Here is a 12,828-nt window from a genome sequence, read left to right on the forward strand (position 1 = left end):
TATAGGAGGACAACAAGATGAGTTACAAGAACCTGCGGCAATGGATCGATGCGCTGCAAAAAGAAAACGACCTCGCCATCATCGACGTGCCGGTCGATCCCTATCTGGAGTTGGCCGAAATTCACCGGCGGGTCATTGATGACGGCGGCCCCGCTTTGCTGTTTACCAATGTCAAAGGAACGCCGTTCCCGGTGGCAACCAACCTGTTTGGAACACCTCGCCGGGTGGAAATGGCTTTTGGCCCTCGGCCCGAGATGCTTGCTAACCAACTGGTCGAGGCGATACATAAATTGCTGCCGCCAACGCCCAAAGCGATTTGGAATGAGCGGGGGCTGATTCGCGACGTTTTGAAGGTCGGTATGAAAACCGTGTCCAAGAACGAAGCCCCGATCCTCGAAGTCTGCCGGACGGAAACGCCTTTGAAGGATTTACCGAAAGTGACGAGCTGGCAGAAGGACGGGGGCCCGTTTATCACGCTGCCGCTCGTGTATACGGAAAATCCGCTACAGCCGAAAGAAAATAACCTGGGGATGTACCGGATTCAGCTGTACGACGATCAGACGACCGGAGTGCACTGGCAGATCCAGAAAGGCGGAGGGTTCCACTACCACGAAGCCGAGAAACGCGGGGAGCCTTTGCCGGTTTCCGTATTCCTGGGCGGCCCGCCGGCCATGGTGGCCTCGGCTATTTCGCCGGTTCCCGAGCATTTGTCCGAGTTGCTGGTCGCTTCTTTCATCCTGGGCGAAAAGCTCCCGATGGCAGAGAATCCGCTGGGCGGCCACCGGATTCCGGCCGAGTCGGAATTCGCAATATCTGGGCTCGTACCGCCGCACGAACGCCGACTTGAAGGTCCGTTCGGCGATCATTTCGGCTATTATTCCTTGCAACATGAATTCCCGGTGCTGCACGTGAACCATATGTGGCATCGGAAGAATGCGATCTATCCGGCAACAATCGTCGGCAAACCGCGGCAAGAGGATTACTACCTAGGCGATTTCCTGCAAAAGCTGCTATCGCCAGCGTTCCCGATCGTGATGCCTAATGTTCGCTCCCTTTGGACGTACGCGGAGAGCGGATTCCATGCCTTGAGCTCGGCCGTGGTTCGCGAGAGTTACTCCCGCGAAGCCCTCGTATCAGCGTTCCGCATCCTGGGGGAGGGCCAGCTGTCGCTGACGAAATTCCTCATGCTGACGGACAAGCTGATCGATTTGGCGGATTTCCGCCTGCTGCTCAAAACGGTGCTGGAGCGTTTCGATCCACGTACGGATCTGTTTATTCTCAACAACACGTCGCATGACACGCTGGATTATACCGGCCATAAACTGAATCATGGCAGCAAGGCGATATTGATCGGCGTTGGGGATCCTGTACGTGAGCTGCCGCGTGCGTATGACGAAGGCGAGATCGCCGAAATCCGTTCAATCCAAGTTTTTCATGACGGATGTCTTGTCGTTTCCGGTGCATCCTATGAGGACGAGCCGGAGCTTGCCGAACGGTTGCTTGGCCGTCTTCGCGAACGCGGGACCGCCTGGCCGTTTGTGGTACTGGTGGACAACGCCGAGGCAGCGGCCCATGATCAGACGGCGTTTCTATGGACAGTGTTTACACGGTTTAATCCGGCCAGCGATATTTACGCTGCTTCCGAAATACGCCAACATCACCTGTCCTACGGTCTGCCGCTGGTTATCGATGCCCGCATGAAGCCGGGTTATCCGGATGAGCTGTTCCCGCAAGAGGACATCGTCTCCTTGGTGGATCAACGTTGGAAATCCTACTTTCTGTGAAACGGGGTATGCCTATGCTGCGAAGCTTGCTTGGCGAGCCGCCTCGGCAAAACGAGGGTCGGCTAGCTGAAACGATCGACGCGATGGTGCAAACGATCAAGCTGCTGCAAAAGGAAATCAAAGAGCATCAGGATCCTTCACACGATTTCCGCAAGCTGGAGATTTGGGTACACGGCTTGATCTCTTCGTTGGATGAACTCGAACAATCTTTGTTTGCCGCCGCCTTTTTCCGCAAAAAGGTGCGGACGGAATCTGTCGAAGACATGGATCCGGTTGAGCGGTCCGATTATGCGAGATACGTCTATTTTTACAAGGACGGCTTCATCCGCGTATTCTCGGCGCTGGACAAGCTGGGAACGGTGCTCAACGAATTGTTCGATTTGAAAACCTCGAAGATAAAGATGCATTTCTCTTATTTTACCGTGCTGCGCCAGTTCGCTTATCTGAAGACCCATACCGAGCTTGGGAATCAGTTGATCGCCATTAAAGAGACCTACCGGGAATCCCTGGGTGTTCTGCGCCGGCGGAGAAACACGGAGATTCATTACATGAACTCGGAGATGAAGGACGATCTGTGGCAGCGTCATCAGGCGTTGTTCGGGAAAGTCGCCCTGGAGGATCTGGATCAGCATATCCGCGAACTGGAACAGGGATACCGTATGGTTTGCGACACGTATTTCACGGTGTTTGACTACATTAATCAACGTTGGAAAAAAATAGCGGCGGTTTGATTGATCCGCCGTTCCTATTTTTTCTCTTTACAAAATGGGCAAAACTCATTATACTCATCAATAGTTTCAATTAACGACTCTACAATTTCATATTTTTCTTATCGAGAGAGGCGGAGGGAAAGGCCCGATGAAGCCCAGCAACCGATTCACCCGTGATGCGGAAGTTTGATTCCGCTGAAAGTCATGGGACCGAATGTCATGGTGCTAATTCCTTCAAAACCAATGCGTTTGTGAGCAGATGGTTTTGGCAGATGAGAAGGCATTGTCTTTACGTAAAGAGAGCCCTTTGAATCTGTAGGGCTCTTTTCTGTTTTTTCATACGCCGGTCGATAATTGTCTATGCTAGGAACAGGAGGTTAGCCGATTGATCGAACTTAAAGGGATTACCAAAATATATGGCACCAAAAAAACGGCGACCACCGCGCTGTCCGGGTTGAACCTTAGCGTTCGCAAAGGCGAAATCTTCGGCGTTATCGGTCACTCCGGCGCCGGCAAAAGCACCTTAATCCGTTGTATCAATTTGCTGGAACGTCCGACCGAAGGCGAGGTGTGGGTCGGCGGGGTTGAGCTCACGAAGCTTGGCAAGCGCGAGCTTCAGCAGCAGCGCCGCAAAATCGGCATGATTTTTCAACATTTCAACCTGCTCTCCTCGGCGACCGTATACGATAATATCGCATTTCCGCTTACGCTGATCGGAATGCCGAAGGCGGCGATTGCGGAGAAAGTAAACGAGCTGCTTACCTTGGTCGGATTGGAGGAGCATCGTCATAAGTTTCCGGCGCAGCTGTCCGGCGGTCAGAAGCAGCGGGTTGGAATCGCCCGAGCGCTGGCCAGCGACCCCGACGTATTGCTGTGCGACGAAGCCACCTCGGCGCTGGATCCGCAGACGACGGACTCCATCCTGAAGCTGCTGCTTGACATCAACAAGCGATTCCAATTGACGATTCTGCTGATTACGCATGAAATGCATGTCATCCAGAGCATCTGCGATCGGGTGGCGGTCATTCACGAAGGCGGCATCGTGGAGCAAGGTCCGGTGACGGAAGTGTTCCTGAAACCGAAGCACATGGTGACCCGGGAGTTCATTCACCGGGAGGCGGCGGGGGAAGAAGGCGTGAGACTGGCGGCTTCCGTACCGCATCCGGAGTGGTCCAGGCTGGTGAAAATCACGTTCCTGGGCGCGAAAACTTATGAATCGGTGTTGTCCCAGGTCGTGCGGGAAACCGGCGTCAACTTCGCCATCCTGCAAGGAACGATCTCCACGATCAAGGATACTCCGTATGGTCAACTGACCGTATCGTTCGAAGGCGAAGACGACCGGGTAGAGCGCACGCTGTCGCTCTTGCGGGAACGCGATCTTGACGTGGAGGTGATCGAGTAATGAGAGGACTGGACCTCGGAGCCATTGATTGGTCGGAGATGGGCACAGCTACGCTGGATACCTTGCAGATGATGGGGTATGCAACCTTGTTCACCTTCGTGATCGGGCTCCCGCTCGGGGTATTGCTGTTCACCTTCTCGCGTTCCCAATCCTTGGTATTAGGATGGGTTTACCGGTTGATTTCGCTGATCGTGAACATTCTTCGCTCGGTACCGTTCATCATCCTGATCGTCGCCTTGATTCCGGTCACGCGGACCCTCATGGGCGTATCCACCGGCGTGGAAGGCACGATTCCGCCGCTGGTGATCGGGGCAGCCCCGTTCTTCGCGCGTCTGGTGGAAACGGCGCTGCGCGAGGTTGACCGCGGGGTAATTGAAGCTTCCCAGGCGATGGGAGCTTCCACCTTCCAGATCATCCGCAAGGTGCTGCTCCCGGAATCGCTGCCCGGCTTGATCGCAGGCATGACGATTACCGTGGTCACGCTGGTGTCGTATACCGCGATGTCAGGCATGGTAGGCGGAGGCGGACTCGGTGACCTGGCGATCCGTTACGGGTATTACCGGTACGAAACGGGCGTCATGATCGTTTCGGTGATCTTCATGGTGATTCTGGTGCAAGTACTGCAAATGCTGGGAGACCGGCTAGTGATCTTTTTTACGCGGAAATAAGGAAATCCTAAATAGATAGAAGTATCCTTATTCAAAAAACACTCTTAAGGGGGAGAACCTGCAATGAAAAAATGGACATTATCTTTACTTACACTCGTGTTGGTGTTGGTGTTGGCCGCTTGCGGCAGCAATAACGCCGCCAATAACGGAGCTGAAGGTAACACGGCTGGAAATACATCGGCTGCTGAGGGGAATGCAGCGAATGCTGGGAACCAAACGGCAGCAGAGCCGGTGAAGCTGGTTGTAGGTGCTACCGTACCGCATGCCGATATTCTGAAGTTTATCGCGCCGAAGCTGAAGGAAGAAGGCGTGGAGCTGGAAGTGAAAGAGTTTACCGACTATGTGCAGCCGAACGTACAGCTGTATGAAAAAGAGCTGGACGCGAACTATTTCCAGCATCAGCCTTACCTGGACGAGCAAAATGCCCAAAACGGGTTTGACCTCGTTTCGGTCGTAGGCGTTCACGTTGAACCGTTTGGCGCTTACTCGAACAAATATAAATCCACGGAAGAAATTCCGGACGGCGCCAAAGTGGCGATCCCGAACGACCCGACCAATGGCGGTCGCGCTCTGCTGCTGCTGCAGAAGCAAGGGTTGATTAAACTGAAGGACGAAGCTGGAATTACGGCAACGCAGAAGGACATCGTGGAAAATCCGAAAAACCTGAAAATCATCGAAACCGACGCAGCCATGTTGCCTCGCCAATTGGCCGAAGTGGATCTGGCGCTGATCAATACGAACTATGCGCTGGAAGCGAAACTGAATCCGACGAAGGATGCTTTGTTCATCGAAGATAAGGAATCGCCGTACACGAACATTCTGGTTGCCCGTCCTGATAATAAGGATTCCGAAGCAATCCAGAAGCTGGCGAAAGCTCTGACTTCCGATGAGGTTAGAACGTTCATCAACGACACGTACCAAGGCGCTTTGGTACCGGTATTCTAAGTAGTAAAGAAGCAGACATGTCCCGCTGCGTTGTGCAGCGGGTTTTTTTTATCTTACTCTTTTACGGTCAGTTAGGCACGCCCACCCTCTCTCAACTGCAAAACTGCAGTTCATTTTCGGTAAATCTCCGATTATTGGCCAATGAAAGGTAAAAGTACATCTCGTTGGAGGTGAATCGGCCCCAAGAGACCGTTTTGACGTGAATTCAACTGCACTTTTGCATTTGAACACGATGGTTAGGGGATTTTGGGTGATATTCAACTGCACTTTTGCATTTGGGTGAGCGTTGGCAACGGCAGTTTGTGGGAATCCCTCAAATCTTTTATACTTAAGGGTAACTGCACCTGGGAGGAGGAGAACAACGTTGCACGGCAAAGTCGCCTTAATTACCGGAAGCGCGAAAGGCCTCGGGAAGAAAACAGCGCTGACCCTAGCAGAGCAAGGGTGCCATATTGCACTAAATTACGTACATAGCGAAGCGGAAGCGCTCTCTCTCCGATCGGACATCGAGCGACTTGGCGTACGTTGTATCGCAGTGCAAGCCGATGTATCGAGCCGGGAGCAAAGCGAGGAACTGGCTCGTCAGGTGAACGAGCAGTTGGGGACCATTGATATTCTGGTCAACAATGCCGGACCGTTTATTCGGGAACGCAAGCTGTTTGCCGATTACAGCCAGAGCGAAGTGTTGGGCATGATCGAGGGGAATTTGGTCGGCAGCCTGCTGCTGGATCATCTCGTGCTGCCGGGGATGCGGGAGAAGAGATGGGGGCGGATCATCCATTTCGGGTTTGGTCATGCCTCCGAGTCGCGCGCCTGGCCCCACCGGGCCGTTTATGCGGCAGCCAAAACCGGGCTTGTGTCCTTTACGAAGACGCTGGCCGTCGAGGAGGCGCCTTATGGCATCACGGTGAACATGGTTTGCCCGGGGGATATCCGCGGGGGCCACAAGGAGATGTCGATCCATGAAGTCCGCGGACTTCAGGATGGGGAGACGCCGCTGGGACGGCCGGGAAGCGGGGAGGATATCGCCCGCGTGATCGCATTTTTGTGCCATACGGACTCCGATTTTATCACTGGCAATATCATGGATATCTCTGGGGGGCTTGACCCGATCCGACCATGGATTAAACCCTCCTGAACCAACAAAAAACCCGGCCTTCCGGCAATTTGCCGGGGGCCGAGTTCGTTTAAACCCTCCTGCTGAAGAGCTAATCATTCATGGATTGCAAAGTTAGAATACTTGAACGACCTCTTCCACGCCTTCTACTTCTTCAAACAGGGCGCGTTCGATCCCGGCTTTGAGGGTGATGGTGGAGCTTGGGCAGCTACCGCAGGCACCCATCAATTTCAGCTTCACGATGCCGTCTTCAACGTCGACGAGTTCAACGTCGCCACCGTCACGCTGCAGGAAAGGCCGCAGTTTGTCCAAAACTTCTAATACTTCATCATACAATTGATCTTGTACGCTTTCACTCATTGTATTCAACTCCTTTCTTGCCTTATTATATTACAAAAAGTCAAAAATTTAAATGCTTCTTCATGGGGAGGACGGAAGATGAAACCGATCCTTGAATTTTGTGCGAATAACGCCAGTTTAGGTACAGGGGAAGCGATCCGGCAAGTGAAGGAACAAGTGGATTGCGACGTATATGAATACGGCTGCCTAACCGCTTGCGGTACCTGTTATCTGTTCCCGTACGTGCTGGTTGACGGGGAGCAGGTAGAAGGGGAAGACGCTGAGCAGCTCGCGGAACGGATCCTGCAAAAAATCAGGGAGACACATCCGGAGGCCACTTGAGGCCTTGGCTACGCTCCCTTCCTTCGTTTATCCAATATGATGTTTGGACATCCATAGTACGCCGCTTTTGAGCAGACGCGGGACGCGGCCTGTAACCTGCGCTCGGCCCATCAGGCCGAACCCGGCTTTTTTGCCTAACGAGCCCAGCGTTCCCTTAAGCTTAATCTGCGATAACCGCGGCGTCTCCCCCCGCCATAAAGCCCCGGTAATTTGTCCGATCTGAGCGCCTTGGGCTTCGGCCGCCTGGGCGCTCGGCGAGAAGGGCAAGCTTGCGCAATCGCCGCAGACGAACACCTCAGGGTGTTCGGGAATCTGATAAAATTCATTCAATAGAACGCGTCCTTGCCGATCTTTGGTTACGTCCAGTGCTTGTACGATCGCTGCCGGTTGAATCCCGGCCGTCCACACGGTCACATCGGAGTCGATTTTCCCTTGCTCATGGTGAATCACGTCGCATTCCACGGCCTGAATCGAAATCATCGATCGCATCTCGACGTCATTCTCGTGGAACCATTTGGCGACATAATCGGACACCTTCGCCGGAAAAGCGGAAAGCAAGCGAGAGCCGCGGTCGATGATCGAAATGTTCAAATCCGGACGGCTTTCCCGCAACTCGGCGGCTAATTCCACGCCGCTTAGTCCTCCGCCAACGATGTTGATTTTCCCATAGGGTTTCGTATTGTTCAGCCGCATATAGGTTTCACGAGTCGAAGCAAACGACTGGATACTGCACGAAAACTCGGCAGCGCCGGGGACATGGTGATAGTTATCGGTACAACCTAATGCGATGACGAGCTGGTCATATTCCAGCGGATCCCCCTCCGCGAAATGAATCAACTGCCGGTCCATGTCGACGGCTTCAACTTCGCCGTATGTCAGAACCAGGCCGGGGTAAGCGGTAAAGGGGACGCGCAATTCATAATCGCTGGCCGTCCCGGCCGCCAGCGCATAATATTCGGTCTTCAGGCTCTGGTAAGGCATCCGGTCGACCAAGACGACTTGCACATCCGAAGGAATAGGAGCTTTATACAGCTCATGAATGACGGCCGTCCCCCCATATCCTCCTCCAAGCACAACGAATTGCCTCATACGTGACGATTCCCCTTTTTTGCCGTGAAATTGCCGCGGGCTCACTGCCGGACGGAATTATTCGTATACCCGAAGCTCGTTGTAGAAGGTATCCCGTTCAACTGGGATGCGTCCAGCACCTTTAACTAGCCAGATCAATTCCTTTAACGTCAGCCCTTCCGGGGTTTGCGCGCCGGCCGCATGACTGATTTGCTCTTTCAGGATCGTGCCGTGTACGTCTGAAGCGCCAAAGGTCAACGCCACTTGCGTCAACTGAACGCCGATATTGATAAAGTAAGCTTTGATGTGCTGAATGTTGTCCAGCATCAACCGGCTGATGGCAATCGTCTTGAGATCCTCGTAAGCCGAGTTGCGGCGCATAATGCTGGCGTTCTTATTGCGCGGCTGCATGGACAGGGGGATAAAGACCTGGAACCCGCCCGTTTCGTCCTGCAGGTCGCGGATTTGAATCATATGGCGGATCCGGTCCTCATAGGATTCGATTGAGCCATATAGCATGGTGGTTGGCGTTCTCATTCCGAGCTGGTGCGCGGTCCGATGGACGTCCAGATATTGGTCGACGTTGGCTTTCTCGACCTTCATCTTCTCCCGGTACTGGTCGGACAAAATTTCCGCGCCGCCGCCGGTTAATGATTCAAGGCCGGCTGCCTGCAATTGAAGCAGCACTTCCTTCGTGCTCAGGCCGCTGATCCGAGTGAAGAATTCGATCTCCGCCGCCGTATAGGCCTTGATCGTGACGTTCGGGAAATTCTCTTTCATCGCTTTAAGAGAATCAACGTAATATTGGAACGGAACATGGTTGTTATGCCCGCCTACGATATGAAACTCGCGGACGCCCGGGGTGATATGCTGCTTGACGTAAGCGACCATTTCCTCCCCGGAAAGCGTATAAGCCCCTTCTTCTCCTTGATCCTTGCGGAAGCTGCAAAATGCACAGTGGGATTCGCAGACGTTCGTGAAGTAGAGGCTCATATTTTCGATGAAATACACTTTCTTGCCGTTCTTGCGCAAATTCACTTCATTGGCTAATTGTCCAATGGTCAATATATCATCGCTTTCATATAAATAAACACCGTCTTCGAGGGTGAGACGTTCGCCTTGCCGGACTTTGTCCACAATTTCGGCCATTCTCTTATCGGTGTTTGGGGTGACTACAGTAAACATGACGTTCCCTCCGTTTCCAAATGCATGAAATGCCTCGTATTCTAACTGTATGAATTACCTACCTATTATAAACCTCACATCCCAAGCGGGCAATAAGACTTAGGAGAAGAAAAGGAATTGGCAACAAGAAATATCACCATTTGTTGAGCGGGAGGGGGAGAAGGAGTATAATTTATGTATAGTTGACGAACTTTTAAGGAGTGAGTACACGATGATTACCATTAGCGACAGCGCCATGGCGCGGATTAAAGATATGTTAGAAGAAGAAGAAACCCCAAACATGTTTCTGCGAGTCGGAGTAAATCCCGGTGGCTGCAGCGGCTTCTCCTATGGCATGGGTCTCGATGATCAGGAGAGCGAAGAGGATGTCTACCTGGACATCAAAGGGCTTAAGGTAGTTGTAGATAAGGAGAGCGTCCGCTTCTTGAACGGCCTGGAGATTGACTTCAAGGAATCCGGCATGAGCGGCGGGTTCACCATCCACAACCCGAACGCCATCGCCACCTGCGGCTGCGGCCAATCGTTCCGCTTTAAGGACGAGGAAGGTCAACCGCAAGCTTGCGATTGATACGAAGAACGCATATAGAGGGACTCTTCCATCTGGAAGAGTCCCTCTTGTTTATTGCGGCAATTTGTCCTCGGTCGCGGGATCTACATTTTGGTCAGTAACAGGACCATCTGTCTCCTCGTACAAATGGGAGCGCCGTTCGAACCATTGAAACAAATGGGTGAAGATGACCTTTAACACGGCGTAACCCGGCACGGCTAGGATGACGCCCAGCACGCCAAACAGATTGCCCGCGGTCAGGATGACGAAAATGATCGTAATCGGATGGACGCGCAGCGTCTTCCCCATGATTTGCGGCGAGATGAACTTGCCTTCGATCAGCTGGACGACTGTCCACACGACGATCAGCTTCAACAGCATGATCGGTGACGTGACGATGGCAACGATGATCGCCGGCGTAATCGCGATGGCCGGTCCGAGGTACGGTACGATGCTCGTGAATGAAGCGATGATGGCGAGTGTCAGGGAGTAATCCAGGCCGATGATCAGAAAGCCAACGTACATCAGCGCCCCAATACAGAAGCTGACGATGATTTGCCCGCGGATGTAGGAGCTGATTTGGCCATTCATCTCGGTCATCACGTGATGGGTTTGATCACGGAAGCGGACAGGCACATAACGCAGGATGAATTTCGGCAGTTTCTTGCCGTCCTTTAACAGATAAAATAAAATGAACGGCACGGTGACAATCGCCAGCACGACGTTCTTGATCGCGCCCAGAAATCCACCGAGACCCGACCAGGCGTTGTTCAGTAGGGAATTTCCTTGCTCGGACAACGAGTTCGACAGGTCCTCGAGATTAAAGCCGGTAGACTCTTGGACCTGATGGTAAAAGTTGCTGCCGATCAAGCTTTCGAACTGCCGCTGGACCTCTGCAATATATTTCGGCAAATTTTCGATTAAACTCGTGATCTGCTCCTGAACTAACGGGATAACGGTCATAATCAGCACCGTAAGGATCCCTGCGATAAACAGATACAAGCCGGTAATGGTGTAGACTCGGCGGACTCGCTTAGTCTCCAGCCAATCGACCAGCGGGTTCAGCAGATAATAGATCGCCCCGGTCAGCAGTATCGGCAGCAGTACGGTTTTTAACAGTACCGTAAGCGGTTTGAACACAAACGGGATTTTGGCGAATACCAGAATGTTTAAGCCAATCAGTAAAACGACGAGCAGAAATACCACGAATCGGTTATTTAGAAAAAACCTCTTAAATCGGTCTCCCCAGGGTTGCGTACTTCCCATGCCTTTTGACCCTCCTGTATCTTCCTTTGCTATCCAAGCTACGATGAATTCTATGTAGTAATACGTATAAAAGGGAGTTGGTTTCCACAATTTTATGGAAAAAAGCCCGGCCCTCGCCCGCAGGCGCTGATCCGAGCCTTTTATCAGCGGTCAGGCGGTTGCCCCAACCCGTTTTAGAAAAATTGCCGGTTCACCATCATGACGACCAGGGAGGCGGCGGCCAGGGAAAAAACGATACATCCCATTCCGAGGCCTTTGCGCGTCGTCTTGGCCATTTTCAAGCCCGTGAGGAACAAAGCGACGGTGATGCCTGCCAGCACCAGCGACATGGCGATCATGGCAAACCAGTACAGCACTTCGAACAGATTCGCCTCAAACGAAGAATTCCCCGTATTCAAAGCTTTTGATTTCCCCTTCCTCTGCTAGGTATAGACAAATGTCCCCCCTTAATATACGCGAAATCCCTCCTTTTGCATAGAAAGAGCCTGTGGACGGACGCTTCGGAGAAAGGGCTTACGCCTTGGACAATCATCCAAGAATATCAATCTACAAATGAGTAATATATCGTATAGTGCGAGAAAGGGGATGGTGTCATGGCGGGAAGACAATTGGCCAACAAATGGCTCAAGACCGAGGCGCTTCTAAGCAACGCGGACGTGGCCGCCCACATACCGCAAACCCGATTGTACGGTGCCGATTCGTTAAGGAGCATGCTGCATCAGTTCGGCATGGTCGTGATTAAGCCGCTCCGCGGCGGCGGGGGTTATGGCGTGATTAAAGTGACTTATGCTGGCGGCGTTTATGCTTTTACGTACATGTCCCGGAGGTATAGCTTTGGAAGCTTTGAGGCGATGTACCGGGCATTGAACCGAGTGAAGGTTGGGCGCAAGTACATGATCCAGCAAGGGATTCATTTGGCCCGGATCGCCGGACGACCGATCGACTACCGAGTGAAAGTCGTTAAAGAGAACGGAGCCTGGGTGTATCGTTCCATGGTCGGCCGTTTGGCTCGTCCCGGGCTGTTCGTAACCAATTTGTGTAAAGGCGGAACGATGCTCAGTGCACGGGAAGGGCTCGGCCGCTCGTTAAGCCGCAGAGCTTCCGGACATAAACGGCGGGAGATGCGCTCGTTGACCAATACGTGCGTACAAATATTGGAGTCCCGGTTCCCAGGGATCGGTCAACTGGGGTTTGATTATGGCGTAGACCGGAGCGGGAAGATCTGGATTTTTGAAGTAAACACCCGGCCGCAATAAGCTGAGATAGACAAAAATCAAAAAAAATTTTGGAGAATTATGGGAACAAATGTCCTGTGAATAACTTTTGTCCACATTATCCCATTAGTTTTTTCAACGCTTTTCGATAATTACTAACACGTTATTCACAGGATTTCCACAAGCATTTGTGGATAACCGGAACACTTGTTCTACTAAACTTTTCCTGTTATGATAAGGA

14 protein-coding genes and 1 riboswitch are annotated in these 12,828 nt (G+C 52.5%); of the genes, 9 read left to right on the forward strand and 5 right to left on the reverse strand.

Annotated elements, in window-relative coordinates; genetic code table 11:
* The first annotated feature begins 17 nt into the window (after window positions 1-17).
* The 6 genes from IM700_RS09835 to IM700_RS09860 all read left to right on the forward strand — a co-directional run bounded on the left by IM700_RS09835 (window position 18) and on the right by IM700_RS09860 (window position 6,647).
* Window positions 18-1,784: a UbiD family decarboxylase gene (locus tag IM700_RS09835; RefSeq protein WP_155606175.1), complete on the forward strand. Its 1,767-nt coding sequence runs from the start codon at window positions 18-20 to the stop codon at window positions 1,782-1,784.
* 14 nt (window positions 1,785-1,798) lie between these two features.
* Window positions 1,799-2,515: a Cthe_2314 family HEPN domain-containing protein gene (locus IM700_RS09840; RefSeq protein WP_193417374.1), complete on the forward strand. Its 717-nt coding sequence runs from the start codon at window positions 1,799-1,801 to the stop codon at window positions 2,513-2,515.
* A 95-nt stretch (window positions 2,516-2,610) separates the two neighbouring features.
* A riboswitch (SAM riboswitch) is annotated at window positions 2,611-2,773 on the forward strand.
* Between the two features lie 106 nt (window positions 2,774-2,879).
* Window positions 2,880-3,896: a methionine ABC transporter ATP-binding protein gene (locus IM700_RS09845; protein ID WP_193417375.1), complete on the forward strand. Its 1,017-nt coding sequence runs from the start codon at window positions 2,880-2,882 to the stop codon at window positions 3,894-3,896.
* The gene (locus IM700_RS09850) at window positions 3,896-4,564 is read left to right on the forward strand and encodes a methionine ABC transporter permease (RefSeq protein ID WP_193417376.1); all 669 of its coding nucleotides are present in this window, start codon (window positions 3,896-3,898) and stop codon (window positions 4,562-4,564) included. Before IM700_RS09845 ends, IM700_RS09850 begins: the two co-directional genes overlap by 1 nt.
* 63 nt (window positions 4,565-4,627) lie before the next feature.
* A complete protein-coding gene (locus tag IM700_RS09855) occupies window positions 4,628-5,509 on the forward strand; it encodes a MetQ/NlpA family ABC transporter substrate-binding protein (protein ID WP_155606179.1) in 882 nt (293 codons plus the stop codon).
* Window positions 5,510-5,873: 364 nt separating this feature from the next.
* Window positions 5,874-6,647 (forward strand): SDR family oxidoreductase, encoded by a 774-nt coding sequence (locus tag IM700_RS09860; RefSeq protein WP_155606180.1) that lies wholly within the window; start codon window positions 5,874-5,876, stop codon window positions 6,645-6,647.
* Between the two features lie 93 nt (window positions 6,648-6,740).
* Here the strand turns inward: IM700_RS09860 and IM700_RS09865 are convergent, their stop codons facing one another.
* A complete protein-coding gene (locus IM700_RS09865) occupies window positions 6,741-6,986 on the reverse strand; it encodes a NifU family protein (RefSeq protein WP_155606181.1) in 246 nt (81 codons plus the stop codon).
* A gap of 78 nt (window positions 6,987-7,064) precedes the next feature.
* Here IM700_RS09865 and IM700_RS09870 point away from each other — a divergent pair, with 78 nt between their 5' ends.
* Window positions 7,065-7,307 carry a YuzB family protein gene (locus IM700_RS09870; protein ID WP_155606182.1) on the forward strand — a complete coding sequence of 81 codons (243 nt, stop codon included), beginning with the start codon at window positions 7,065-7,067 and terminating at the stop codon, window positions 7,305-7,307.
* A 27-nt stretch (window positions 7,308-7,334) separates the two neighbouring features.
* Here the strand turns inward: IM700_RS09870 and IM700_RS09875 are convergent, their stop codons facing one another.
* On the reverse strand, window positions 7,335-8,396 hold the full coding sequence (locus tag IM700_RS09875) for an NAD(P)/FAD-dependent oxidoreductase (protein ID WP_193417377.1): 1,062 nt from the start codon (window positions 8,394-8,396) through the stop codon (window positions 7,335-7,337).
* 57 nt (window positions 8,397-8,453) lie between these two features.
* Window positions 8,454-9,560: an aminofutalosine synthase MqnE gene (gene mqnE / locus IM700_RS09880; protein ID WP_155606184.1), complete on the reverse strand. Its 1,107-nt coding sequence runs from the start codon at window positions 9,558-9,560 to the stop codon at window positions 8,454-8,456.
* 211 nt (window positions 9,561-9,771) lie between these two features.
* On the opposite strand from mqnE, the gene IM700_RS09885 reads away from it, so the two are divergent.
* Window positions 9,772-10,128 carry a HesB/IscA family protein gene (locus tag IM700_RS09885; RefSeq protein ID WP_193417378.1) on the forward strand — a complete coding sequence of 119 codons (357 nt, stop codon included), beginning with the start codon at window positions 9,772-9,774 and terminating at the stop codon, window positions 10,126-10,128.
* Window positions 10,129-10,179: 51 nt separating this feature from the next.
* On the opposite strand, the gene IM700_RS09890 is transcribed toward IM700_RS09885, so the two are convergent.
* Together IM700_RS09890 and IM700_RS09895 are read right to left on the reverse strand one after the other, a co-directional pair.
* The gene (locus IM700_RS09890; protein WP_239483759.1) at window positions 10,180-11,373 is read right to left on the reverse strand and encodes an AI-2E family transporter; all 1,194 of its coding nucleotides are present in this window, start codon (window positions 11,371-11,373) and stop codon (window positions 10,180-10,182) included.
* Window positions 11,374-11,546: 173 nt separating this feature from the next.
* The gene (locus IM700_RS09895; protein ID WP_155606186.1) at window positions 11,547-11,771 is read right to left on the reverse strand and encodes a hypothetical protein; all 225 of its coding nucleotides are present in this window, start codon (window positions 11,769-11,771) and stop codon (window positions 11,547-11,549) included.
* A 195-nt stretch (window positions 11,772-11,966) separates the two neighbouring features.
* On the opposite strand from IM700_RS09895, the gene IM700_RS09900 reads away from it, so the two are divergent.
* Complete coding sequence (locus IM700_RS09900) at window positions 11,967-12,629, forward strand: YheC/YheD family protein (RefSeq protein ID WP_193417379.1); 663 nt, start codon at window positions 11,967-11,969, stop codon at window positions 12,627-12,629.
* The last annotated feature ends 199 nt before the right edge of the window (window positions 12,630-12,828 follow it).

Origin of the sequence: Paenibacillus rhizolycopersici, assembly GCF_014947195.2 — a bacterium.
Taxonomy (GTDB): domain Bacteria; phylum Bacillota; class Bacilli; order Paenibacillales; family Paenibacillaceae; genus Fontibacillus; species Fontibacillus rhizolycopersici.